Consider the following 21,745-nt stretch of genomic DNA (forward strand, 5'->3'; position numbering starts at 1 on the left):
AGCCTGCGGCGATGCGCGCCGGCTGGCCTCCTGCCGGTTTGGACCTGAGGTGAAGATGACCGTGGAACTGCCGTTGGCTGACGAGATCACCGCTGTTTTCGCCCGGGCCACGAAGCTGTTGCTGACCGAAGAGACGGTAGCCCACGCCCTCCGGCTAATCACCGACGCCGCGACAGCGGCGATCCCTGGCGCGATCGGTGCCGGAGTGTCCCTGATCAACAGCTCGGGTCAGCGGCACACCACTGCCGCGTCCGACACCGTCGTGGCTGAAGCCGACGCACTTCAGTACGAGCTGGGGGAAGGCCCGTGCATCACGGCCTGGGCGAGCGGGGAAACGGTCCTGGTCGAGGATCTGGCCTCGGACCGCCGCTGGCGGCGCTGGGCTCCAGCCGCGGCCTCCCTCGGAATTTCATCCTCGCTGAGCTGCCCCCTGTTGTCCGGCGGTCTTGCACTGGGAGCGGTCAAGGTCTACTCCGACGGCGGACAGTTGGCCGGCAACGGCGCGGTCCGTCTGGCCGAGCTCTTTGCCGAACAGGCTACGCTCTTTGTGATCCACTCGCACGCCCGTGAGGCTGCCCGGACGCTGAGTGACCGCCTGCAGGAATCCCTGGCGCAGAGGGACACGATCAGCATGGCCAAGGGCCTGCTGATGGCGCGGAACGGTACCAATGATGACAGGGCACTTCGGGACTTGATGATGCTGTCGCGGCAGGCAGGGAAGCCCCTGGCCCTGGTCGCGGCAGAATTGCTGGCTACGGCCAGACCCTTCGAAAACTAACGCAGGACGACGGCATGGCCTTGGGCGACGAGGAGAGCGAACAGCGGCGGCGATTCGCCGATTCGCTGCGCCATGCCGACGTCGGCATTGAAGAGTTGTGGCTGAGGTACTTCACCCTCGGCGGCCACGCCGGACAGTTCGAGGTGGAGGCCTACATCCACGGCGCCATGGCTTTGCCCCCGTTGCAGCGCGACATCCTCGCCCACGCACTGAACGAACGCCTGGATGAGCTGTACTCCGGCACGCCGCGGGCCCCGTACAGCGTCGATGCGCCCGACAAATCGCCCGACGACGGCTCCGGTGATTGGTCAGACGAAGGGTCCGGAAAAAAGTCCGACGACGAGTAGCCGCCGCATTGCTAGAGTCAGCAAAAGGGTGAGTGATCCCGGGCCGGCCCGCCGCTGATTGACGGGTCGAGGAAAGGCGGGTGGCGTGTTCGCATTCTTCACCGACACAAGCCTGGTGGAAGCCGGACTGCTGCTCGCGACGTTTGTGCTGTGTTCCCTGATCGGTATCGAACGGCAGGTCCGGCAAAAGAGCGCGGGCTACCGGACCCATGTGCTCGTGGGACTCGGCTCGTGCGCCTTCACCCTCGTGTCCGCGTACGGCTTCGCCTTTGTGATGGAGCCCGGAGCCGTCCTGGACCCGTCCCGGATCGCGGCCCAGATCGTCAGCGGGATCGGCTTCCTGGGCGCCGGCGTTATCTTCAAGGGCCGGGACGTGGTCCGTGGCCTCACGACGGCCGCCACCATCTGGGTAGCTGCCGCGGTCGGAATGGCCTGCGGGGCCGGTATGGTCTCCCTGGGCGTCGTGCTCACGATCTTCCACCTCATCACGCTGTTCGTGATTGCCCCGCAGTCCGCAAAATCCCCTCCGTGGACAGAAACCGCGTGATGCACATCGAATACGCTGATGGCCAGGGCGTGTTGCGGCAGATCCTCGAGATCGCCACCACCATGGGGTTCAGTTCCTCGATCCTGCGCACCCGGAGGACCGGGGACGAGCAGAAACCGATGGTCTCGATGGAGGTGCGGTTCTTCGGCCGCCATCCGCTGCGCAACCTGGTCCTTCCCCTGATGGACCTGCACGGCGTGGCGAGCGTGACTGTCCGGGGCACCGATTCGAGCGAAGACGACGACGACGACGATGACGAAGACTGAGGCGCCTTGCGGGGCTCCCGGATGACCGGGACCAGCAGGGCGCTGGCGGGCAGCGTCCGGATCCGGGTGTTGAAAGCCTCCGACGCGGAACTCATGTGCGCCGCCTACCGGCGTAACCGCGAACACCTGGCGCCCTGGGAGCCGCTGCGGGCCGAGGAATTCTTTACCGTTGACGGCCAGATGGTGAGTGTCCAGTCCAAGCTGGCCCTGTTCATCGCGGGATCCGACCTTCCGTGGGTGCTGACGGACGGGGACAACATCGTGGGCCTCATGACGCTCAGCGGCATCGTCCGCGGGCCGTTCCTCAGCGCCCACCTCGGGTACTGGGTGGACAAGGACTATAACGGGCGCGGGATCGGCTCCGCGGCAGTCGCTTTCGCCGTCGACGCGGCCCGGGACGAGCTGGGCCTGCACCGGCTGCAGGCAGCGACCCTGCAGCACAACGCCGCCTCACAGAAGATCCTTATACGCTCGGGGTTCACGGAAATCGGTGTGGCACCGGCCTACCTCAACATTGCCGGGGGCTGGCAGGATCACATCCTCTTCCAGCGCATCCTGTACTGAGGTGCCGGGACCCGGCGGAAACCGGCACCCCCGGCCGTGCGAGACTCTCTGGGTGACTGATGAATCGCTCGGTGCCCTGCACCATGTTGAACTGTGGGTGCCGCACCTCGGCCGCGCCAGGGACGAATGGGGCTGGCTCCTGACCCGGCTGGGCTACCAGGATTACCAGGACTGGCCGGACGGGTGCAGCTGGCGGCGGGGGCCGACCTACATCGTCGTCGAGGAATCCCCTGCCCTCAGCAGCCGGACGCATGACCGCACCGCTCCCGGCCTCAACCACCTGGCCTTCAGCGCCGGGACCCGGCAACAGGTCGACGCGCTCGCCGCGGCCGCCGTCGGGCACGGCTGGTGTGAACTGTTCCCGGAGAAGTACCCGCACGCCGGGGGCCCGGACCACTTCGCCGCCTACCTGGTGAACTCGGACGGCTTCGAAGCCGAGCTGATCGCCACGGACTGACGCCGCGCCCGGTCGGCTCAGCGCACCATCCGCAGGATCCGGACCGGGGTGCCGGCCAGCTCATGCACCGCGGTGGCCCCGTCCGGGACGAAACCGTTGCGCCGATAAAAGGCGAAAGCGCGGGGATTCTGCTCCGCAATCCAGAGGTAGGCGCCCGAGTCGCCCACGGCTGCGTCCAACAGTAGCTGCCCCGCCCCCGAGCCGTACTGGCTGGCGAGCACGTAGATGCCCTCCAATTCCCTGGGGCGGGGTCCGTCGTCATCGCGGCCGGCGCCCGCGCTCGCCCACCCGACAATCTCCTTGCCCGCGCAGGATACCCAGATGTCCGAGGTGGCAGCGGTGATGATCCCGCGCCATCTGGCCTCCCGCGGGCCTTGTTGCAGCCCGGCCAGGGATGAGGCGGGCAGCAGATGGGCGTAGCTCTCACGCCAGGCCTGAAGGTGCACCCGGGCAATGCCGGCGGCGTCGTCCAGCACGGCGGCCCGGACGGTCGGCTCTGGTGTCATCCGCACAGCGTAATACTCATTTCCTGCCCCACGTCGCAGCGAGCCGGGTACGTTGAAGCCATGAGCATCTTCTTGGTAGGCGGCGGCCCGGATACCGTGACGACTCCCGTGATCTTCGACCAGTTCATGGCGGAGGCCCGGCAACAGGCTGGGGGCAGCCGGCCGCCGCGGATCGCTGTGGTGCTGGTTGACCACGGAGGCAGCGCCGAATACTTCCTGCCGGCCTATCTGGATCCCATGCACAGCCGGACGCCAAGTGAGGTGACCACCGTTCTGCTCCACCGCAGCGAAGACGTGGACCCGCAGATTGCGCCAGAGCGGGCCATCGTCGGGGCTGCCGCATGCGGACCCGGGGGAGCAGCGGGTGATCGGGGCCAACAACTGCTGGCTGGTCCGCGGTCCCGGACACAAAGCCACGGTTTCGGTCCTTGGCAGCGTTGTTACTCACGGGTAACATAGTCCCCATGCATCTGCTCCTCCGCACGCTCGTCCTGCTGTTCACGTCCTCCCGCCGCTCCCCGCTGAGCATCTGGGACACGTCGTCGCTGCCGCTGAAAGTCCTGCCCACAGACATTGACATCGCGATGCATGTCAACAACGGCATGTATTTCTCCCTGATGGACCTGGGCCGGTTCGACCTGATGGCCCGCAGCGGAACCTGGAAGGCCATGCGCCGCCGGGGATGGAGCCCCGTGGCAGCCGGGGAGACCATCGCCTTCCGCCGGTCCCTGCAGTTGTGGCAGCGGTACACGATCGAAACGAAGATCATCGGCCTGGACGAGAAAGCCATCTACTTCGAACAGCGCATGGTGGTGGACGGGGAAATCTACGCCCGCGCCTTCATCGCCACCCGCCTGGTCAGCAAGGGCAAACCGGTCAGCCAGGAGGACATCCTCCGCGAATTCGGGGCGCCTCCGGCGGATCTTGAACTGCCCGAATGGATCCACGAATGGCGCGAAACGAACGCCCTGCCGGGCGCGCGGCGCCCGGCACCCCACGTCTGGGCCTAGGCGGGTCCGGGCCCGCGCCTGCCTGCGCCTGGGACCCGGCGTCGCGGGTTCCCGACGTCCCTAGGTCCCGACATCGCGCCGGCTTAGCGCTACCGCGCTGAGCGCCATGAGCGCCGCGGAAATTCCCCACAGCCAGCCCGCGGCCGCCCAGTCCGCCCCGTTGGCCACCGGGTTGTTGCCGTACGCCCAACTGTAGGGCGAGAGGTTCAGGAGCCAGTCGACCTCCTGGCTTTGCCGGCCCACGGCGTTGAACACATAGCCCAGGACGCTGACCCCGGCACCGGCGGCCAGCCCGTAGGTCTTCCGCCCCGTCACCGCTCCGGCGAACAGCGCCGTGGAGCCCGAGAGCATGCTCAGCCCCGCGAACAGCACCGAGGCGTCGAAAAGGTTCTCCGGCCTGATGTTCAGCTGCGCGGAATCGGTCAGCAGCCGGATCAGCACAAACACCAGGGCCACGAGCAGCAGCACGCGCAGCAGGACGGCCAGCGCCCGCTCCAGGATCACCTGCGTGCGGGTCACGCCGTGCGCCAGGGTCAGTTCCAGCTGGCCCGACTCCTCGTCCCCGCCGACCGCCGCCGCACCCCACGCCACCGAGGCGATGGTCATCAGCATGAAGCCGATCAGCCCGAACATGGTGGCCTGGGTGTAGCCGGGTCCCGAGGTGATCTGGTCGTAGTTGAGGGCCTTGATCATCTCCGGCGGGAAGGCATCCATCACGCCCTGCATCTCCGGGCTTCCGCCGATCGAGGGATAAAGCGGCAGGTAGATGAAGATCGTGGCGGCGAGCCCCGCCGCCCACCCGAGGGTGGAACGCCAGGAGTCCACGAACGCCCGCCTGAACAGCGGCAGCGGTTTCCTCATGCGCCGTGTCCCTTCCGTCCGCGGCGACCGCGGCGACCGTTGCCGTTGCCGCGGATGGTGCCGTAGAGCTCAAGGACCGATTCCTCGAGGTCCGGGTCCTCCAGTACCAGTTCGGTGAGTTTGAGGGTGGCCAGGACCTGGAGCAGCGGCTGGATCGCACCGCCCAGCGTGGCGGACAGCTCGACGCCGTCGCCCGCCGGCAGCACCTCGAGGTGCCCGATCCCGGGCACCCGCGCCAGCAGCGCGCCGGCGTCGGCCGCCGAAATCCCGGTTGCCGTGAGCCGCACGTGCCGTACCGCGCCTTCCCGCAGGCTGGCCACGGTGGCGACGGTGATGATGCGGCCATCGCGGAGGATTGCGACCGTGTCGGCGGCCTGCTGGACCTCGCTGAGCACATGGGAACTGAGGAAGACCGTCTGCCCGTTGGCCTGGGCCTCGCGGACCATGGTGAGGAATTCCTGCTGGACGAGGGGGTCCAGTCCGCTGGTAGGTTCGTCCAGCACGAGCAACTCGGGATCATGCATAAAGGCCTGGACGAGTCCCAGCTTCTGCTTGTTGCCCTTGGAGAGCTTGCGGGTGTGCCGGTCCAGGTCCAGTCCGAGCCGTTCGGCGAGGGCATCGACCCGGCCGGGCCTGACGGGTCCGCTGATGTCCGCGTAATGCGACAGCAGCTTGCGGCCGGTGATCCGCCCTTCCAGGAACAGTTCGCCGGGCAGATAACCGATCCGGCGGCGGAGCGCAGGGCCAGCGGTCCGGGGGTCCTCGCCGAGCACAGTCGACGATCCGGCGGTGGGCCGGATGATGTCCAGCAGGCACCGCATGACGGTCGTCTTGCCCGCGCCGTTGGGCCCGATCACGCCGAAAACGGAGCCCCTCTCGATGGCGAAGCTGACGCCGTGCAGTACTTCCCGGTGGCCGAACTTCTTGGTCAGGGAGTCGACCGTGATGGCCTGGCTGGTGGTGTTTCCCGGGTCTGGGGGCATGGCGCCGATGGTAAACCGTAGCCGCCGTGCGGGCTAGGGTCCTAGGACCCCGGACCGGATGGCAGGGTGCGCCGGAGGGCCGTCACATGGATGTGCCAAGAGCGAAATGCGGGGGACAATCCGGGGCTGCTCGCGTACCGTTGACCCATGGCTACCGTAGACATTACAGGTGAACAGTTCGCATCTACCGTCGAGGACAATGACATTGTCCTCGTCGATTTCTGGGCCGAATGGTGCGGCCCGTGCAAGCAGTTCGGCCCCACATACGCCGCAGTTTCCGAGAAGCATCAGGACGTCGTCTTCTCCAAGGTGGACACCGAGGCCGAGCAGCAGCTCGCCGCCGAGGCCGGCATTACGTCCATCCCGACGTTGATGGCGTTCCGCGAGAAGGTGCTCGTGTTCTCCCAGCCGGGCGCATTGAATGCCCAGCAGCTGGAGCAGGTCGTGGACGCCGTCAAGGCCCTCGACATGGAAGAAGTCCACGCACACGTGGCCCGGTCCCAGGCCGAGGCCGCCGCGGCCGGCAAGCAGGATGGCAGCCAGATCCCCGAGGCCTAAGCGAGTCCCTGACCGGCATACAGCAACGCGGGGTCACTCCGCGCCCATGATCTTCTGATTAATGGGCGGGGAGCGACCCCGCGTTGTCTGTTCTGGGACTTGGTTAGAGCTTGACGAGCCGCACCGGCTCGGCCAGCAGGGCGCTGAGGGATTCATTGAGGTCCTGGACGGCTGTGCCCTTGGAGTGCTTGTCCAGGTCCTCCTGCGAGGCCCACTGTTCGGTCAGCACCAGCTTGTCCTCGCTCGCCTCGGTCAGCTCGTACCGGATGCAGCCGGGCTCGTTGACCACCTCGTCAATCGCGATCTCCAGCGCGAGCTTCACACGGAAGAACTCGCCGTCGTTGGGGATGAAGATGGCCTGAAGGTCAATGGGTGCGCTCATGGTTTTCACAATACCGGGCGGGGGCATTGTGTCCCGAAGATTTCGTAGGACATCCAAGCTTTGGTCTTCTTTTGACGGCCGAGTGTTGGTAGCGTCACATCATGCTTGCATACACAGCCGGGGACACTGACGTCCCGCTGCTCGGGGAAACCATCGGCGACAATTTCGAGCGGATCGTGGCCAGATTCCCCTATCAGGACGCACTGATCGAGGCTGCGGCGGTGCCGGGGGAAGAGGCGAGGCGCTGGAGTTACACCAAGCTGAACGACGACGTCGACCGCGTGGCGCGCGCGCTGCTCGCCCTGGGAGTGGCCAAGGGTGAACGGATCGGCATCTGGAGCCCGAACTGCGCCGAGTGGACCATCCTGCAGTACGCGACGGCCAAGGTCGGGGCGGTCCTGGTCAACGTCAATCCGGCGTACCGCAGCCATGAGCTGGAATTCGTGGTCAAGCAGAACGGCATGCGGATGCTGGTCGCGGCGCCGTCGGACCGCAACAGCGACTACACCGGCATGGCCCGGCAGGCGCTCGCCGAATGCCCGGAGCTGCGCGAACTCGTGTTCCTGCCCGACGCGGGCCTGCCCGGCCTCACGGCAGGCGTCCCCGAAACGGACGCCGAGCGGACGTTCGCGGAGCTGCTCAAGCGGGCCGACGACGTCGCCCATTCCGTGCTGAAGGCGCGCATGGCCGAGCTGGACCCCCACGACGCGATCAACCTGCAGTACACCTCCGGCACCACCGGCTTCCCGAAGGGGGCCACGCTCTCGCACCACAACATCCTGAACAACGGCTACTCGATCGGTGAGCTGATGGAGTACACCGAGCACGACCGGGTGGTGCTGCCGGTGCCGTTCTACCACTGCTTCGGCATGGTGATCGGAAACCTGGCCGCCCTCAGCCACGGCTGCGCCACCATCATCCCGGGCCGGGGGTTCACTGCCGCCGCGGCGCTGGAAGCCGTGCAGGACTTCGGCGGGACGTCGCTGTACGGCGTGCCCACGATGTTCATCGCCGAACTCGCCCTGCCGGACTTTGCCTCCTACGACCTCTCCACCCTGCGGACCGGGGTGATGGCGGGCTCGCTGTGTCCCATTGAGGTGATGAACCGCGTCATCTCGGAGATGAACATGGCGGACGTCGCCATCTGCTACGGCATGACGGAGACCTCGCCGGTGTCCACGATGACCCGCAGCGTGGACACGATGGCCCAGCGCACCCAAAGCGTGGGCCGGACCATGCCGCACCTGGAAAGCCAGGTGGTGGACCCGATGACCGGCGACGTGATGCAGCGCGGCGAGATCGGCGAGCTGTGCACCCGCGGGTACTCCGTCATGAAGGGCTACTGGAACCAGCCGGACAAGACCGCCGAGGCGATCGACGCCGACGGGTGGATGCACACCGGGGACCTGGCCCGGATGGACGAGGACGGCTACATCGTGATCGAGGGCCGGATCAAGGACATGGTGATCCGGGGCGGCGAGAACGTCTATCCCCGCGAAATCGAGGAGTTCCTGTACACCCACCCGGACATCCAGGACGTCCAGGTGATCGGCGTGCCGGACGAGAAGTACGGCGAGGAACTGATGGCCTGCGTCATCCTCAAACCCGGTGCCGCCCCGCTGGATGCCGGCAGCCTGGCCGAGTTCTGCCGGGGGAGGCTGGCGCACTACAAGATCCCGCGCTACGTGGACGTGCGGGAGAACTTCCCGATGACCGTCTCCGGGAAGATCCGCAAGGTGGACATGCGGCAGGAGGCCGTGGCCCGGTTGGGCCTCTAATACGCGCTCCGCTGGACCGTTCGGATGCCCACGACCAGCCCGACGGCGGCTGTCGCACCGGCGGCGGCCAGCCCGAGCAGCGTGTCCACCCCCACGGCCCCGGCGAAGAGTTCACGTTCGGCGTTGACAAGGTACGTCAGGGGATTGAACAGGCTCGCCGCCTGCATCCAGTCCGGCCCCGCCTCGATGGGCAGCATAATGCCGGACAGGATCATGAGCGGAAACAACAGGGTCTGCTGGACCGCCCAGAAAATCCACTCCTTGCTCTGGGAAACCAGCGCCAGTGAATAGGACAGGGCTCCGAGGCCGATGCCGAAGGTCCCCAGGATGACAAGCCCGAACAGCACGTGAAGCGGGTAGAAGTCGAAGCCGAAAGGCACGCACACGATGGCGATCAGGAGGCCCTGCACGACCAGCGGGGCCCACTCCTTGAGCGCCCGCCCGATCATCAGCGAGGACCGGGACAGCGGGGTGGCCAGGATCCGCTCGTAGGAACCGGTCATGAGTTCGTACTGCAGATTGGAGCCGGTCATGGAGGTGCCGAACAGGGCAATCATTACCACGACGCCGGGCAGGAACCACTGCAGCGTCGACTGGCCCCCGAAGGCCGGCGCTCCCACGGCGGATCCGAGAAGAGGCCCGAACAGGGCGAGAAATATCAGCGGCTGGAGCAGGGAGAAGACCAGCGAAAAGGGGTCCCGCAGGGGAAGCAGCATCTCGCGCAGGAAGACGTACCAGATGTCCCTCAGCAGCTGCCCGGTCCCGGGCCGCTTCAGGTCGGCGTCGGGCCGCGGGCCGTTCCCGGGCATCAGACCTTCGCTCCTTCCCGGAGGCTCCGCCCGGTGAGTTCAAGGAATACGTCATCCAGGGTTGGCGGCTTCAGTTCCAGTGAGAGCGCGGGTGCGCCGGCGTCGTCCATGTGCCTCAAAAGGTCCGGGGCCAGCCGGGAGCCATGAGTGAGCCGCAACCGGAACCGGACAACACCGTTGTCCTCTGATTCGTCGAGTTCGCCCTCCGTGGCGGTCCGCCCCAGCAGTCCCCGCACCGCGGCGGCCGATCCGGCCGCCACTTCCACGGACAGCAGATCGCCGGCGAGATCCGCCTTGAGCCGTGCGGGAGTGTCATCGGCGATGATTCTCCCGTGGTCAATGACGACCACCCGCTCGGACATTGCATCCGCCTCGTCCATGTAATGGGTGGTCAGCACAATGGTGGTGCCGTGTTCGGCACGCATGCGCATGATGTGCTCCCAGAGATTGGCCCTGTTCTGCGGATCCATGCCGGTGGAGGGTTCGTCGAGGAACAACAGCCGGGGTGAATGCATCAGCCCCAGGGCCACGTCCATCCGCCGCCGCTGGCCGCCGGAGAGCTTGATCACCGTCCGTTTCGCGAGGTCGGTCAGATCCAGGGACTTGAGCAGCTCATCAGCCCTGGCCAGTGCGTCCGCCGTGTTCATACCGTAGAAGCGGCCCTGCATGACCATCTCGTCGATGACCCGGAAGCTGTGGCCGCCGCCGTTGCCCTGGCCGATGTAGCCGATCCTGGCCCGCACACCGGCAGGATCCGTTGCGACGTCCAGGCCCGCAACCGCGGCGCTGCCGGACGTGGGCTTCAGCAGGGTTGTCAGCATACGCAGGGTGGTGGACTTGCCCGCGCCGTTCGGGCCGAGGAACGCCACGAGTTCGCCAGGGGCCACGTCAAGGTCGATGCCTTTGACCGCCTCGATGGTGTCCTTCTTGACGACGAAGTTTTTCGTGAGCTTCTGGGTGTGGATCACTGGTACTCCGGGAGTGTGAGGCCCAGGCGCCGTGGCTGCCGGGCGCCATGCGGCCACGCTATACCCATCAGGCAGGGCCGTCCACAGCCAGGGACTGCCCCGGTCCTGAGGGAGTTCCTAGTGGCCGCGGTGGTCCTGGATGGTCATCCGCGGGCCGAAGGTCGGTTTGCGGAAGCCGCTGAGCCCGATCATCCGGACCACCCGCTGCCGGTGCCCGGCCCATGGGGCCAGCAGCCGGAGCATCCCGGCGTCGTCGGTCCGGCGGCCGGTCAGCGCCGCCCCCACGTACGCCGCAAGGTGGTAGTCGCCCACCGCAATCGAGTCCGGGCAGCCGTGCGTGCGTTGCACGACTTCCGCGGCGGTCCACACGCCGATGCCGGGAATGGTCTGCAGCTTCGCGGCGGCCTCCGCGGCCGGGAGCCCGGCGAGCCGTTCCAGCGCGACGGCGGAGCGCAGCGCGCGCATGACGGTCGCCGACCGCTGCGGACCGACCCCGGCCTTGTGCCATTCCCAGGACGGGATGCGCAGCCACTGCTCGGGGGTGGGCTGCACCAGCAGGTTCGCCGGGGCAACCGTACCGGCGCCGGGCGCCGGGGTGCCGAAGCGGTACATCAGGTAGCGGTAGCCGCGCCGGGCCTCGATCACGGTGACCTTCTGCTCCAGGATGGTGGGCACCAGGGAGTCGATCAGGCGGCCGGTGGCGGGCAGCCGCACGGCGAGGTTCCGGCGTCGGGCCTCAACAACCATCCGGGGGAGGGTGGCGTGGAACGCGGGCTCATCAAAGGCGGACCAGTCGTCGTCGCGGCCCAGCATCCGCGGCGCGGACGCGGCGGCGTCGGCGGCACCGGGCCCCCAAGCGCGGACGTCGACGGCGGGACCCGCCGGCGGACAGTCCGACGGACAAGCCACCGTCAGCCGGAGCGTGGCCGGACCCGACGGCGTGGTGAACGCCATCCAGAGGCCATCCGGCGCGGTGCGGATGGACGGATCGCCGAGCCCCCGCAGCAGCGTCCCGACGGTCTGCATCAAGTCGAAGGGACCGCCCGGCAGCCATCGCAGCGAGGCGTCCGCCGCGGCGGCAACACCGGCGGGGACGTCTGCAATGGTCATCTGACCATGATTCCACGAACGCCTGACAGCGGCCGTCACTGCCTGTTGGAAGCAGGGGCCGGACGGCCCTTAACTCCGGGGTCGACCGGGACTAGACTCCGGCTGTGGTGTGGAGCGCCCACGCCTGGCCTTGGGCCGGACCCCTGTTCCTTGGAGAGTGTGATGGCTGGCGGAGTAGTGCATTTCGAGATCCCCGCGGACGACGAGAACCGCGCCCGGGAGTTCTACAGGTCGGCGTTCGGCTGGAGAATAGATGCCATGCCGGAGATGAGTTACGCCATGCTCATGACGACGCCAACGGATGAGACGGGCATGCCCTCCGCACCGGGCTCCATCAACGGCGGCATGTTCCGCCGCGAGGGGGAACTCACGTCCCCCGTTGTCACGGTGGACGTGGAGGACATCGACGCCGCGCTGGAGAAGATCAATGCCCTGGGCGGCAGCACTGTCCAGCCGCGGCAGGAGGTCGGCACCATGGGCTGGGCCGCCTATTTCCGGGACACCGAAGGCAACATCATCGGCCTGTGGCAGAACGCCGCGCCGGAGGGAGGCGCCGCCACCGCAGGGGCGAACGGGGCGAACGACATCGGCGCCTGAGTCGCCCCGACGTGCCCGGGGCCGCCCCCGGCGGGAGGAGACGGTAACTTTGTACCTATGAAGTACGCCCAGTCCGTTCTGGACCTCATCGGCAATACGCCGCTCGTCAAGCTGCACCACGTTACCGACGGCATCGGGGCCACGGTCCTGGTGAAGCTGGAATACCTGAACCCCGGCGGATCCATCAAGGACCGCATTGCGGTGAAGATGATCGAGGAGGCCGAACGCACCGGCAAGCTCCTGCCCGGCGGCACCATCGTGGAACCCACCTCCGGCAACACCGGCGTCGGTCTGGCCCTCGTGGCCCAGCAGAAGGGCTACCGGTGCATCTTCGTGGTGCCGGACAAGGTCGGCGAGGACAAGCGCGCCGTGCTCCAGGCGTACGGCGCGGAGGTCGTGGTGACGCCCACCGCCGTTCCCCCTGACAGCCCGCAGAGCTACTACGGCGTCTCGGACCGGCTCGTCACCGAGATCCCCGGCGCCTACAAGCCCGACCAGTTCTCCAACCCGGCCGCCCCGGCCAGCCACTACGAATCCACCGGCCCGGAAATCTGGCGCGACACGGACGGCAAGATCACGCACTGCGTGATCGGCGCCGGCACCGGCGGCACCATCACGGGCACCGGCCGGTACCTCAAGGAAGTCTCCGCCCACCGCGCGGAGTCCGACGGCGGCGTGGTCAGGATCATCGGCGCGGACCCGGCTGGTTCGGTCTACTCCGGCGGTACCGGCCGGCCGTACTTCGTCGAGGGTGTCGGCGAGGACATGTGGCCCGCCAACTACGACAAGTCCGTCCCGGACGACGTCATCGCCGTCAGTGACGCCGACTCCTTCGAGATGACCCGGCGGCTGGCCCGCGAGGAAGGCCTGCTCGTGGGCGGCTCCTCCGGCATGGCCGTCGTCGCCGCACTGAAGGTCGCCAAGGACCTGCCGGACGACGCCGTCGTCGTCGTGATCCTGCCGGACTCCGGCCGCGGCTACCTCGCCAAGATCTTCAACGACCAGTGGATGCGCTCCTACGGCTTCCTGGCCAGCGGCGACGAGGCCTCCGTGGGCGAGATCCTCAAGGCCAAGACCGGGGAACTGCCGGACCTCGTGCACATCCACCCGAACGAGAGCGTCCGCGACGTCATCAACATCATGAACGAGTACGGCGTCTCGCACATCCCGGTGCTGTCCCAGGAACCGCCGGTGGTGATGGGCGAGGTCCTCGGCGCCGTCGACGAACGCACCCTGACCGCCAAGCTGTTCCGCGGCGAGGCCAAGCTCTCGGACAAGATCTCCGAACACATGGAGGCCCGGCTGCCGGTGATCGGTTCGCTCGAATCGATCTCGACGGCCCGCGAACTCCTCTCCGACGCGGACACCCTCATGGTGACGTTCGTCGGCGCTCCGGTGGGAATCCTGACCCGCCACGACCTCCTCGCCTACCTGAGCAACTGACCGCCGCCACTGACCTCAGTATCTGACCCCAGCAACTGACCCGGCAGCCGGACCGCCCTCCCGGGGCGCCGGCCGTCGGCCGAAAGGAACGCACATGTCTTTGCCAGAAAGCTCCGCCGCGAAAACCCCCGGCTTCAACACCCGCGCCGTGCACGCCGGCCAGGAGTTCGAGCCGCGCACCGGCGCCGTCGTCCCGCCCGTGCACTTCTCCTCCACCTATGCCCAGGAAGCGATCGGCGTGCTGCGCGCCGGCTACGAGTACGGCCGCGGCACCAACCCCACCCGCGACTCGCTGCAGGAGCAGCTGGCCGCGCTGGAAGGCGGGACCGCCGCGTTCTCCTTCAGCTCCGGCCTCGCCGCCGAGGACTCCATGATCCGCGCGCTCACCCGCCCCGGTGACCACATCGTCCTCGGCAACGACGCCTACGGCGGCACCTACCGGCTGATCAGCCGGGTGCTGGGGGAGTGGGGCATCGGCAACACCCCGGTGGACATGTCCAACCTCGACGCCGTCGCGAAGGCCGTTGCGGCCAGCAAAACCCGCCTGGTCTGGGTGGAGACGCCCTCGAACCCGATGATGAAGATCACCGACATCGCGGCCCTCGCCAAGCTGGCGCACGACGCCGGTGCCCTCCTCGTGGTGGACAACACCTTCGCCTCGCCCTACCTGCAGAACCCGCTTGCCCTCGGCGCCGACATCGTGGTGCACTCCACCACCAAGTACATCGGCGGGCACTCCGACGTCGTCGGCGGCGCCATCATCGTCAACGACGCGGAGCTGGCCGAGAAGATCGGCTTCGTGCAGTTCGCCGTCGGTGCCGTCTCGGGCCCGATGGACGCCTTCCTGACCACCCGCGGCCTCAAGACCCTGGGCGTCCGGATGGACCGGCACAGCGACAACGCGCAGGCCGTGGCCGAATGGCTGCTGCAGCGCCCCGAGGTCGAGGCCGTGCTGTACCCGGGACTGCCCTCCCACCCGGGGCACGAGCTCGCCAGAAAGCAGATGAAGAAGTTCGGCGGCATGATCTCCGTGCAGTTCAAGGGCGGCGAGTCGGCAGCACGCAAGGTGGCCGAATCGACCTCCGTGTTCACCCTGGCGGAGTCCCTCGGCGGGATCGAATCACTGATGAACTACCCCTCGGAAATGACACACGCCTCGGTCAAGGGCACCGAACTGGCCGTCCCGGTCAACCTGATCCGGCTCTCCTGCGGCATCGAGGACGTCGAGGACCTCATCGCCGACCTCGAACAGGCCTTCGCGCAGATTGACTCTGCGCCCGGCAAGTCAGGCAGCTAAGCACCCGTGACCTCCACCTCCACCAGGGCCACGCCCTCCACCATGCGCGGCTGGCTCGCGACGGCGGCCGGCGCGCTCGCCGTCGTCGTCGCCCTGGTGGTGCTGTACTCGGCCTACATCCCGCTGATGAACGATTTCGAGGTGTACTTCTACGGCGGCAGCCGGGTGCTCCAGACCGGTGAGACCGGCGTCAACGAGCTTTACGCTCCGCGGGACGGGCTGCCGTTCACCTACCCGCCGTTCGCGGCGCTGCTGTTCGCGGCCATGGCGACGCTGGGCCAGAGCGGTGGCAGCCTCGTGTTCATCACCACGGCGCTGCTGGGCGCCGCGATTGTGTCCGCCTGGCTGGCTCGGCACTACTTCCGCCTCGGAAGCTGGCGGAACGCGTTTGCCGACTGGCGCTTCCGGGCCGTGGCCCTGGCCGGCACGGCCGCGATCCTGCTCCTGGGACCCTGGCGGGACACCTTCGACTTCGGCCAGATCAACATCATCCTGATGGGCCTGATCCTTGCCGACTTCGCGCTCTACGGGAAAGCCCGGGCCGGGGAGATCCGCTGGCCCGCGGGGCTGCTGATCGGCATCGCGGCCGGGATCAAGCTGACCCCGCTGGCGTTCGGGCTGTATTTCCTGGTCCGCCGCGATTTCAAGGCCCTCGGCTGGATGGCGGCCGGCTTCTTCGGCTCGATCGGCCTGGCCTGGGCCATCCTGCCCACGGCCTCGCTCACCTTCTGGACCAAGATCCTGCCGGACACCGGACGGATCGGCGGGCCGGCGTACGTGGACAACCTCTCGGTCAAAGGCCTGCTGCTGCACCTGGGACTCCCGGACTCCGGCCTGACCAGCATGCTGTGGCTGGTGCTCTCCCTGACCCTGGCCGCGGTGGCCGCGCTCGTGATCGCGTGGGCGGTGGCCGCGGACGAGAACTTCGTCGCGGTCTCCGCCACCGCCGTGCTGATGCTCCTGATCAGCCCGGTGTCCTGGTCCCACCACTGGGTGTGGATGGCCGTGGCCCTGCCCTGCATGGGCTTCGCGATCCACCGGGTGCCGTCCCGGAACGGACGGATGCGCCTCGCCGGGTGGATCATCGTCGCGTTCTCGGCCCTGGCCTTCTACCTGACGCCCAAGTACCTGTCGGTCATGGCCGGGGCGGCCGAATGGGGCAAGGACCCGCAGACCCAGTGGCAGCTCATCGTGGCCAGCCTGGGCGTACTCTGCGGGATCGCCATGTTGGTGTACTGGGCGCTGGCTTACCGCCCCTCCCGCGTCGCGCTCCGCCAGCGGGCCTAGCGCGTCCATCCGGCCTGCCCGGCGGATCGGGAAAAGGCTGGCTTTCTTGAAGATAGTCAGCTAGTTTGGTCGGCATGGCACTTCGATCCGACTGGTCCCAGCGGAACTGCAGTATGGCCCGCGGCCTGGACATCCTCGGCGACCCCTGGGGCATGCTGGTCCTCCGTGAGGTCTTCTTCGGCAACGGCCGCTTCGACGCCATGAAGTCCCGGCTGGGGGCCGCGGATTCCGTCCTCACCAAACGCCTCGCGGCACTCGTCGACGCCGGGCTGCTCATCCGGCAGCCCTACGACGACGGCGGCCGCACCCGCCAGGAGTACGTGCTCACCGCCAAGGGCGAGGACGCCCTGCCGGTGCTCAACGCCGTCGTGCTCTGGGCCGAAAAGCACCTGCCGGCTCCGTCGGAACAAGCGCACATGTTCGTGATCCACACGGGCTGCGGCGCGCGCACGACGTCCGCGGACAGCTGCACGGCGTGCGGGGAGCGGCTCACGGTACACAACACGAGTTGGCACAGCCTGACCCGAACCCCGGAACCCGTGGCCCTTGCCGCCGCCCCGGCCCCGCCCTCGACCGGTCCCATCACCCCCGCGAACGGATCCGCCGCATGAGCGCCCCCGAAACCACTCTGCTGCCCGCGCCCAAACGGCGGATCCACCCGGCCTGGATCGTCGCCGCAGTTGCCTTCCTCGCGCTCGTCGGTGCCGCGGGCTTCCGCGCCGCGCCGGGGGTGCTGATGGTTCCGCTGCAGAGCGAATTCGGCTGGTCCACCACGGTGCTCTCGGCCGCGATCAGCATCAACCTGGTGCTCTTCGGCCTTACCGCACCCTTCGCCGCGGCCCTGATGGAACGCTTTGGCGTCCGCGCTGTCACGTCCGTGGCGCTGGTGCTGATCGGGGCCGGCAGCGCCCTGACCGTGCTGGTGAATGAGTCCTGGCAGCTCCTGCTGACCTGGGGGCTGCTGATCGGCCTGGGGACGGGGTCCATGGCGCTGGTCTTTGCGGCGACCATTGCGAACACCTGGTTCGTAAAGAGCCGCGGGCTGGTGATCGGCATCCTCACCGCAGGCAGCGCCGCGGGGCAGCTGGTCTTCCTGCCGTTCATCGCCGCCCTCGCCCAGGACCCGGGGTGGCGGCAGGCGTCGCTGCTGATCGCCGCCGGAGCCCTGGCCGTGGTGCCGCTGGTGCTGAAGTTCCTGAAGAACTCACCGGCCGACGCCGGGGTGTTGCCCTACGGAGCCGAAGCTGAGCCCGAGTCCCGGTCCGGGGCGGGCGCCGCCGCCGGAGCCGGGGTATCCAACCGGAATGCCGCCGTCCGTGCCCTGCAGGTGCTCAATCGCGCCAGCAGGGTGCGGACCTTCTGGGCCCTCGTCGCGGGGTTCGCGATCTGCGGCGCCACCACCAACGGCCTGATCGGCACCCACTTCATTCCCTCCGCCCACGACCATGGCATGTCCCAGACGACGGCGGCGGGCCTGCTGGCCATCGTCGGGATCTTCGACATCGTGGGGACAATCGCCTCCGGCTGGCTGACCGACCGCTTCAATCCCCGGATCCTGCTCGCGGTCTACTACCAGTTTCGGGGGATTGGCCTGCTGGTCCTGCCGCTGCTGCTCAGCGCGACCGTCCAACCCAGCATGATCGTGTTCGTGGTGATCTACGGGCTGGACTGGGTTGCCACCGTGCCGCCGACGGCCGCCATCTGCCGCGAGGTCTTCGGCGCGGACGGCAGCGTCGTGTTCGGCTGGGTTTTCGCCGCCCACCAGCTCGGTGCGGCCGCCGCGGCACTGGCCGCCGGAGCCATCCGGGACGCCACCGGGCAGTACACCTACGCCTGGTTCGGCGCCGCGGCGATGTGCACCATCGCCGCCGTCATCAGCGCGGCCATCCGCAAGGACGCCGGCGCGAAGGAGCCTGCGCCCGTTCCGGCCTAGCCGGCTGCGGCATCTGCGGGAAGCCTGCCGCTAGGCTGGTCCGCATGGAAGCCACCCCGCCTGCTGTGCCCCCGGCTGCTGTGCCCCCGGCGCGCCGCAAGACCGCCCTCGTGACCGGCGTCGGCCGGCTGGCGGGAATCGGTGCGGGCATCGCGCGACGGCTGGCGGCCGACGGCTGGGACCTCGTGCTGAGCTACTGGCAGGACTACGATGCCCGGATGCCGTGGGGCGTCCAGCCCGACGACGTCGAACGGCTCACCGCGGAACTCCATGCCACCGGCGCCGCCGTCGTCGCGCTGCCGGCAGATTTCCAGGACCCGCAGGCCGTGGACCGGCTGATGGAGGCCATCGCGGCGGAGGCCGGTCCGCTGCAGGGGCTGGTGCTCAGCCACGCGGAATCCGTGGACTCGGGCATCCTCGACACGTCCTTGGAGAGCTTCGAGCGGCACTTCGCCGTCAACGCCCGTGCCAGCTGGCAGCTGATCGCGGCGTTCGCCCGGCAGACCCCGGCCGGGGGCGGCGCGATCGTGGCCATGACCAGCGACCACACCGCCTTCAACCTGCCCTACGGCGCGTCCAAGGGCGCACTGGACCGGATCGTGACCGCGGCTGCGCGGGAACTCGGGCCGCAGGGGATCAGCGCCAACGTGCTCAACCCCGGTCCGGTGGACACCGGCTGGATGGACCGGCCGCTGCGCGAAGAACTCGCCCGGCGCCAGCCCGGCGGCCGGCTTGGAACCCCGGCGGATGTCGCCGGGACGGTGGCGTTCCTGCTCTCGCCCGACGGCCGGTGGGTGTCGGGCCAGCTGGTCAAGGCCGACGGCGGCTTCTCCGCCTGACCGCCCCGGGCTAGCGGAAGGCGGCCAGTCCGGTGATGTGCTGGCCCAGGACCAGGGTGTGGACCTCGTCGGTGCCCTCGTAGGTCCTCACGGACTCGAGGTTGGCGGCGTGCCGGAGCGGCGAATAGTCCAGCGTGATTCCGTTCCCGCCCAGGATGGTCCGGGCCTCGCGGGCGATCGCGATCGCCTCACGCACGTTGTTCAGCTTCCCCAGCGAGATCTGCTCGGGCCGCAGCTTCCCGGCATCTTTGAGCCGCCCCAGCTGGAGCGCCACGAGCGTGCCCTTCTGGATCTCGAGCAGCATGTTCACGAGTTTCTCCTGGGTCAGCTGGTACCCCGCGAGGGGCTTGCCGAACTGCAGGCGCTCCTGCGAATACTTCAGTGCGGCCTCGTAGGAGTCCCGGGCCGCGCCCATCGCACCCCACGCGATCCCGTAGCGGGCCTCGTTGAGGCAGCTGAACGGGCCACGCAGCCCCCGGGCCGCCGGGAGCAGGGCCTCCGGACCCAGCCGGACGCCTTCGAACGTGACATCACACTGGATCGAGGCGCGCATCGAGAGCTTTTGTCCGATCGGCGTCGCGCTGACCCCGGGGGTGCCGGCGGGGACCACGAAGCCGCGGACACCATCGTCGGTCATCGCCCACACCACCAGCACGTCGGCCACCGAGGCGAGCCCGATCCAGCGTTTGGTGCCGTCCAGGATCCAGCCGGCGTCATCGCCTGAGCCGTCGCGGCGGGCGAAGGTCTTCATCGAGGCCGGGTCCGAGCCGGCGGTGGGCTCGGTGAGCGCGAAGCTGCCGATCAGTTCGCCGGCGGCCATCCGGGGGAGCCACTCCTGTTTTTGCTCCTCGGAGCCCCACTTGTGGATGGCTGTCATGGCCAGCGAGCCCTGCACGGAGACGAACGTCCGGATCCCGGAATCGCCGGCCTCCAGTTCCATGGCCGCCAGGCCGTATTCGACGGCGGAGCGGCCCGGGCAGCCGTAACCCTCCAGATGCATCCCGAGGACGCCGAGTTCCCCCAGCTCGGGGGCCAGCTCCAGCGGGAAGACGCCGTCGTCGTACCAGCCCGCGATGCCCGGGCGGATCCGCTGCTCCGTGAAATCGCGGACCCGCTCCCGGACGGCCAGTTCCCCGGCGCTCAGCAGGGAATCGATCGCCAGGACGTCGGACAGCTCTGTTCCGTCAGATCCATGGGGAAAATCAGCCTCGTTGCTCATTCCAGCATCCTACGGTCTTGGCGCAGCAGCCCGCCCCGGACTTCCCGCCCAGTTACTTCCGGACACCGCCCCGGCTCCCGGCCAACACACCGGTGTCGCCGGGCATTTGCGGGGTGCGCGGGAAAGCAACCGGGCAGGAGCGTCGGGCGGCCGCGGGCGCCCAGGCCTACACTGGTGCCATGGACACCGCTTCTGTAGTTGCCGTCTGCCGCGTACACCAGTTGCTGGCTGACCCCGGAAGCGTGGGCGTGACAGCGATCGACAAACGGCCCGTGGCCGGGCCGGTCAGGGTGCACAGGCTCGGGCTGCGCGGGGATGTCCAGGCCAGCCGGATCCACCACGGCGGTGAGGACCAGGCGCTCTACGCCTACTCCCAGGACGACGCCGACTACTGGGCCGCGGAGCTTGGCCGTGGACTCCCGCCGGGGATCTTCGGCGAGAACCTTCGCGTCGCCGGCATCAGCGCCACGGACGCCATCATCGGCGAACGTTGGAAGATCGGACTCGACGTCGAGGTCGAAGTGACCTCGCCCCGCACCCCCTGCGCGACCTTCCAGCGCCGGATGCGTGAACCGCACTGGGTCAAGCGGTTCGGCGACGCCGGGCGGGTCGGGACCTATCTGCGGGTGGTGCGGGTGGGCAGCATCCAGGCCGGCGACCACATCCACCGGATCTTCGTCCCCACCCACGGGGTGACCATCGGCAAATGGTTCAGCGACCCCACGGCCGAGGACATGGAGGTCCTGCGGGACGCCGACGCCGACGGCGAGATCCGCCTCCAGCCCGAGTACCGCGGGGAGTTCGCGAAGCTCCAGCGCCGCCTCGGGGTGTAGCCGGACCGGCGCCGGTGTGCCCAAGCTCACCGCCGTCGTGGGCCCCTGCGTTACCCATGGGCGGATCCATGCCCTACAATTGAACTATCCCCCACTCCGGAAATCCCTTATTTCCTGCCCAATTATTGAGGCAAGACTGGTAAGTGTTGGGGCCCGCGCATTGAGATGCGGGCATTTTCATAGGGAGAGCCGGCTAAAGAAAACGCTGTACAGACTGCTGGGATAGCAGCCAAGAGATGCAGCGGGAAGTCCTGCCACGGGATTGCGAAAGCGCCGGGCTTCTATGTGACCGGCCGGTCAAAGTATGCCCGGCGATTTCGGTCACGCGTACTGCGGCTCCGCTCACCTCGGGTTGTGCCGCTTGGCCCCTATG

Annotated in this window: 26 protein-coding genes; 18 read left to right on the top strand and 8 right to left on the bottom strand. The window is 68.2% G+C overall.

The window, feature by feature from the left end:
• Nucleotides 1–55 precede the first annotated feature (55 nt).
• The 6 genes from AC50YC_RS01720 to AC50YC_RS01745 all read left to right on the top strand — a co-directional run bounded on the left by AC50YC_RS01720 (nucleotide 56) and on the right by AC50YC_RS01745 (nucleotide 2,959).
• Nucleotides 56–778: a GAF and ANTAR domain-containing protein gene (locus AC50YC_RS01720; RefSeq protein WP_494952167.1), complete on the top strand. Its 723-nt coding sequence runs from the start codon at nucleotides 56–58 to the stop codon at nucleotides 776–778.
• Nucleotides 779–792: 14 nt separating this feature from the next.
• Nucleotides 793–1,125, top strand: coding sequence for a hypothetical protein (locus AC50YC_RS01725; protein WP_494951919.1), 333 nt, complete (start codon nucleotides 793–795; stop codon nucleotides 1,123–1,125).
• An 85-nt stretch (nucleotides 1,126–1,210) separates the two neighbouring features.
• On the top strand, nucleotides 1,211–1,672 hold the full coding sequence (locus AC50YC_RS01730; protein WP_494951920.1) for an MgtC/SapB family protein: 462 nt from the start codon (nucleotides 1,211–1,213) through the stop codon (nucleotides 1,670–1,672).
• Nucleotides 1,654–1,938 carry a hypothetical protein gene (locus AC50YC_RS01735; RefSeq protein WP_494951921.1) on the top strand — a complete coding sequence of 95 codons (285 nt, stop codon included), beginning with the start codon at nucleotides 1,654–1,656 and terminating at the stop codon, nucleotides 1,936–1,938. The genes AC50YC_RS01730 and AC50YC_RS01735 overlap by 19 nt, the downstream gene beginning before the upstream one ends.
• Nucleotides 1,939–1,959: 21 nt before the next feature.
• Nucleotides 1,960–2,502, top strand: coding sequence for a GNAT family N-acetyltransferase (locus AC50YC_RS01740; protein WP_494951922.1), 543 nt, complete (start codon nucleotides 1,960–1,962; stop codon nucleotides 2,500–2,502).
• Between the two features lie 52 nt (nucleotides 2,503–2,554).
• Nucleotides 2,555–2,959 carry a VOC family protein gene (locus AC50YC_RS01745; protein WP_494951923.1) on the top strand — a complete coding sequence of 135 codons (405 nt, stop codon included), beginning with the start codon at nucleotides 2,555–2,557 and terminating at the stop codon, nucleotides 2,957–2,959.
• Between the two features lie 17 nt (nucleotides 2,960–2,976).
• Here the strand turns inward: AC50YC_RS01745 and AC50YC_RS01750 are convergent, their stop codons facing one another.
• Nucleotides 2,977–3,465 (bottom strand): GNAT family N-acetyltransferase, encoded by a 489-nt coding sequence (locus AC50YC_RS01750; RefSeq protein ID WP_494951924.1) that lies wholly within the window; start codon nucleotides 3,463–3,465, stop codon nucleotides 2,977–2,979.
• 60 nt (nucleotides 3,466–3,525) lie between these two features.
• On the opposite strand from AC50YC_RS01750, the gene AC50YC_RS01755 reads away from it, so the two are divergent.
• The gene (locus AC50YC_RS01755) at nucleotides 3,526–3,924 is read left to right on the top strand and encodes a hypothetical protein (RefSeq protein ID WP_494951925.1); all 399 of its coding nucleotides are present in this window, start codon (nucleotides 3,526–3,528) and stop codon (nucleotides 3,922–3,924) included.
• Nucleotides 3,925–3,929: 5 nt separating this feature from the next.
• Nucleotides 3,930–4,475 carry an acyl-CoA thioesterase gene (locus tag AC50YC_RS01760; protein WP_494951926.1) on the top strand — a complete coding sequence of 182 codons (546 nt, stop codon included), beginning with the start codon at nucleotides 3,930–3,932 and terminating at the stop codon, nucleotides 4,473–4,475.
• A gap of 60 nt (nucleotides 4,476–4,535) precedes the next feature.
• Here the strand turns inward: AC50YC_RS01760 and AC50YC_RS01765 are convergent, their stop codons facing one another.
• Both AC50YC_RS01765 and AC50YC_RS01770 read right to left on the bottom strand, forming a co-directional pair.
• Nucleotides 4,536–5,336: an efflux permease Rv1217c-related protein gene (locus AC50YC_RS01765; protein WP_494951927.1), complete on the bottom strand. Its 801-nt coding sequence runs from the start codon at nucleotides 5,334–5,336 to the stop codon at nucleotides 4,536–4,538.
• Nucleotides 5,333–6,319, bottom strand: a complete 987-nt coding sequence (locus AC50YC_RS01770) for an ABC transporter ATP-binding protein (RefSeq protein WP_494951928.1) — start codon at nucleotides 6,317–6,319, stop codon at nucleotides 5,333–5,335. Before AC50YC_RS01770 ends, AC50YC_RS01765 begins: the two co-directional genes overlap by 4 nt.
• Before the next feature lie 147 nt (nucleotides 6,320–6,466).
• Between AC50YC_RS01770 and trxA the strand changes: the two genes are divergently transcribed.
• Nucleotides 6,467–6,877: a thioredoxin gene (trxA, locus tag AC50YC_RS01775; protein ID WP_310061934.1), complete on the top strand. Its 411-nt coding sequence runs from the start codon at nucleotides 6,467–6,469 to the stop codon at nucleotides 6,875–6,877.
• Nucleotides 6,878–6,980: 103 nt separating this feature from the next.
• Here trxA and AC50YC_RS01780 read toward each other — a convergent pair whose 3' ends face one another.
• A complete protein-coding gene (locus AC50YC_RS01780) occupies nucleotides 6,981–7,259 on the bottom strand; it encodes a putative quinol monooxygenase (protein ID WP_494951929.1) in 279 nt (92 codons plus the stop codon).
• Between the two features lie 101 nt (nucleotides 7,260–7,360).
• On the opposite strand from AC50YC_RS01780, the gene AC50YC_RS01785 reads away from it, so the two are divergent.
• The gene (locus AC50YC_RS01785) at nucleotides 7,361–9,037 is read left to right on the top strand and encodes an AMP-binding protein (protein ID WP_494951930.1); all 1,677 of its coding nucleotides are present in this window, start codon (nucleotides 7,361–7,363) and stop codon (nucleotides 9,035–9,037) included.
• Here the strand turns inward: AC50YC_RS01785 and AC50YC_RS01790 are convergent.
• The 3 genes from AC50YC_RS01790 to AC50YC_RS01800 all read right to left on the bottom strand — a co-directional run bounded on the left by AC50YC_RS01790 (nucleotide 9,034) and on the right by AC50YC_RS01800 (nucleotide 11,924).
• The gene (locus AC50YC_RS01790) at nucleotides 9,034–9,846 is read right to left on the bottom strand and encodes an ABC transporter permease (RefSeq protein WP_494951931.1); all 813 of its coding nucleotides are present in this window, start codon (nucleotides 9,844–9,846) and stop codon (nucleotides 9,034–9,036) included. The two genes, AC50YC_RS01785 and AC50YC_RS01790, sit on opposite strands and share 4 nt — an antisense overlap.
• Nucleotides 9,846–10,814: an ATP-binding cassette domain-containing protein gene (locus AC50YC_RS01795; protein WP_494951932.1), complete on the bottom strand. Its 969-nt coding sequence runs from the start codon at nucleotides 10,812–10,814 to the stop codon at nucleotides 9,846–9,848. The genes AC50YC_RS01790 and AC50YC_RS01795 overlap by 1 nt, the downstream gene beginning before the upstream one ends.
• Nucleotides 10,815–10,931: 117 nt before the next feature.
• Nucleotides 10,932–11,924 carry a DNA-3-methyladenine glycosylase family protein gene (locus tag AC50YC_RS01800; RefSeq protein ID WP_494951933.1) on the bottom strand — a complete coding sequence of 331 codons (993 nt, stop codon included), beginning with the start codon at nucleotides 11,922–11,924 and terminating at the stop codon, nucleotides 10,932–10,934.
• Nucleotides 11,925–12,086: 162 nt separating this feature from the next.
• Between AC50YC_RS01800 and AC50YC_RS01805 the strand changes: the two genes are divergently transcribed.
• The 7 genes from AC50YC_RS01805 to AC50YC_RS01835 all read left to right on the top strand — a co-directional run bounded on the left by AC50YC_RS01805 (nucleotide 12,087) and on the right by AC50YC_RS01835 (nucleotide 19,320).
• Nucleotides 12,087–12,521 (top strand): VOC family protein, encoded by a 435-nt coding sequence (locus AC50YC_RS01805; RefSeq protein WP_494951934.1) that lies wholly within the window; start codon nucleotides 12,087–12,089, stop codon nucleotides 12,519–12,521.
• Between the two features lie 57 nt (nucleotides 12,522–12,578).
• Nucleotides 12,579–13,964, top strand: a complete 1,386-nt coding sequence (locus tag AC50YC_RS01810; RefSeq protein WP_494951935.1) for a cystathionine beta-synthase — start codon at nucleotides 12,579–12,581, stop codon at nucleotides 13,962–13,964.
• A 94-nt stretch (nucleotides 13,965–14,058) separates the two neighbouring features.
• Complete coding sequence (locus AC50YC_RS01815) at nucleotides 14,059–15,261, top strand: cystathionine gamma-synthase (protein ID WP_494951936.1); 1,203 nt, start codon at nucleotides 14,059–14,061, stop codon at nucleotides 15,259–15,261.
• Between the two features lie 6 nt (nucleotides 15,262–15,267).
• The gene (locus AC50YC_RS01820; RefSeq protein ID WP_494951937.1) at nucleotides 15,268–16,548 is read left to right on the top strand and encodes a glycosyltransferase 87 family protein; all 1,281 of its coding nucleotides are present in this window, start codon (nucleotides 15,268–15,270) and stop codon (nucleotides 16,546–16,548) included.
• 74 nt (nucleotides 16,549–16,622) lie between these two features.
• Nucleotides 16,623–17,159, top strand: coding sequence for a winged helix-turn-helix transcriptional regulator (locus tag AC50YC_RS01825; RefSeq protein WP_494951938.1), 537 nt, complete (start codon nucleotides 16,623–16,625; stop codon nucleotides 17,157–17,159).
• Complete coding sequence (locus tag AC50YC_RS01830) at nucleotides 17,156–18,481, top strand: MFS transporter (RefSeq protein ID WP_494951939.1); 1,326 nt, start codon at nucleotides 17,156–17,158, stop codon at nucleotides 18,479–18,481. Before AC50YC_RS01825 ends, AC50YC_RS01830 begins: the two co-directional genes overlap by 4 nt.
• Nucleotides 18,482–18,525: 44 nt before the next feature.
• A complete protein-coding gene (locus AC50YC_RS01835) occupies nucleotides 18,526–19,320 on the top strand; it encodes an SDR family oxidoreductase (protein WP_494951940.1) in 795 nt (264 codons plus the stop codon).
• 10 nt (nucleotides 19,321–19,330) lie between these two features.
• Here AC50YC_RS01835 and AC50YC_RS01840 read toward each other — a convergent pair whose 3' ends face one another.
• Entirely contained in the window at nucleotides 19,331–20,539 is a 1,209-nt protein-coding gene (locus tag AC50YC_RS01840; protein WP_494951941.1) for an acyl-CoA dehydrogenase family protein, read from the bottom strand.
• A gap of 179 nt (nucleotides 20,540–20,718) precedes the next feature.
• On the opposite strand from AC50YC_RS01840, the gene AC50YC_RS01845 reads away from it, so the two are divergent.
• Nucleotides 20,719–21,372 (top strand): MOSC domain-containing protein, encoded by a 654-nt coding sequence (locus AC50YC_RS01845; RefSeq protein ID WP_494951942.1) that lies wholly within the window; start codon nucleotides 20,719–20,721, stop codon nucleotides 21,370–21,372.
• Nucleotides 21,373–21,745: the final 373 nt, after the last annotated feature.

Source organism: Pseudarthrobacter sp. MDT1-56 (assembly GCF_059383555.1).

What these genes read in the sequence shown, in the direction of transcription:
- AC50YC_RS01720 (WP_494952167.1), top strand. Translation starts at nt 56, where the DNA reads ATGACCGTGGAACTGCCGTTGGCTGACGAGATCACCGCTGTTTTCGCC.
- AC50YC_RS01725 (WP_494951919.1), top strand. Translation starts at nt 793, where the DNA reads ATGGCCTTGGGCGACGAGGAGAGCGAACAGCGGCGGCGATTCGCCGAT.
- AC50YC_RS01740 (WP_494951922.1), top strand. Translation starts at nt 1,960, where the DNA reads ATGACCGGGACCAGCAGGGCGCTGGCGGGCAGCGTCCGGATCCGGGTG.
- AC50YC_RS01750 (WP_494951924.1), bottom strand. Translation starts at nt 3,465, where the DNA reads ATGACACCAGAGCCGACCGTCCGGGCCGCCGTGCTGGACGACGCCGCC.
- AC50YC_RS01755 (WP_494951925.1), top strand. Translation starts at nt 3,526, where the DNA reads ATGAGCATCTTCTTGGTAGGCGGCGGCCCGGATACCGTGACGACTCCC.
- AC50YC_RS01760 (WP_494951926.1), top strand. Translation starts at nt 3,930, where the DNA reads ATGCATCTGCTCCTCCGCACGCTCGTCCTGCTGTTCACGTCCTCCCGC.
- AC50YC_RS01765 (WP_494951927.1), bottom strand. Translation starts at nt 5,336, where the DNA reads ATGAGGAAACCGCTGCCGCTGTTCAGGCGGGCGTTCGTGGACTCCTGG.
- AC50YC_RS01770 (WP_494951928.1), bottom strand. Translation starts at nt 6,319, where the DNA reads ATGCCCCCAGACCCGGGAAACACCACCAGCCAGGCCATCACGGTCGAC.
- trxA (WP_310061934.1), top strand. Translation starts at nt 6,467, where the DNA reads ATGGCTACCGTAGACATTACAGGTGAACAGTTCGCATCTACCGTCGAG.
- AC50YC_RS01780 (WP_494951929.1), bottom strand. Translation starts at nt 7,259, where the DNA reads ATGAGCGCACCCATTGACCTTCAGGCCATCTTCATCCCCAACGACGGC.
- AC50YC_RS01785 (WP_494951930.1), top strand. Translation starts at nt 7,361, where the DNA reads ATGCTTGCATACACAGCCGGGGACACTGACGTCCCGCTGCTCGGGGAA.
- AC50YC_RS01790 (WP_494951931.1), bottom strand. Translation starts at nt 9,846, where the DNA reads ATGCCCGGGAACGGCCCGCGGCCCGACGCCGACCTGAAGCGGCCCGGG.
- AC50YC_RS01800 (WP_494951933.1), bottom strand. Translation starts at nt 11,924, where the DNA reads ATGACCATTGCAGACGTCCCCGCCGGTGTTGCCGCCGCGGCGGACGCC.
- AC50YC_RS01805 (WP_494951934.1), top strand. Translation starts at nt 12,087, where the DNA reads ATGGCTGGCGGAGTAGTGCATTTCGAGATCCCCGCGGACGACGAGAAC.
- AC50YC_RS01810 (WP_494951935.1), top strand. Translation starts at nt 12,579, where the DNA reads ATGAAGTACGCCCAGTCCGTTCTGGACCTCATCGGCAATACGCCGCTC.
- AC50YC_RS01815 (WP_494951936.1), top strand. Translation starts at nt 14,059, where the DNA reads ATGTCTTTGCCAGAAAGCTCCGCCGCGAAAACCCCCGGCTTCAACACC.
- AC50YC_RS01825 (WP_494951938.1), top strand. Translation starts at nt 16,623, where the DNA reads ATGGCACTTCGATCCGACTGGTCCCAGCGGAACTGCAGTATGGCCCGC.
- AC50YC_RS01830 (WP_494951939.1), top strand. Translation starts at nt 17,156, where the DNA reads ATGAGCGCCCCCGAAACCACTCTGCTGCCCGCGCCCAAACGGCGGATC.
- AC50YC_RS01835 (WP_494951940.1), top strand. Translation starts at nt 18,526, where the DNA reads ATGGAAGCCACCCCGCCTGCTGTGCCCCCGGCTGCTGTGCCCCCGGCG.
- AC50YC_RS01840 (WP_494951941.1), bottom strand. Translation starts at nt 20,539, where the DNA reads ATGAGCAACGAGGCTGATTTTCCCCATGGATCTGACGGAACAGAGCTG.
- AC50YC_RS01845 (WP_494951942.1), top strand. Translation starts at nt 20,719, where the DNA reads ATGGACACCGCTTCTGTAGTTGCCGTCTGCCGCGTACACCAGTTGCTG.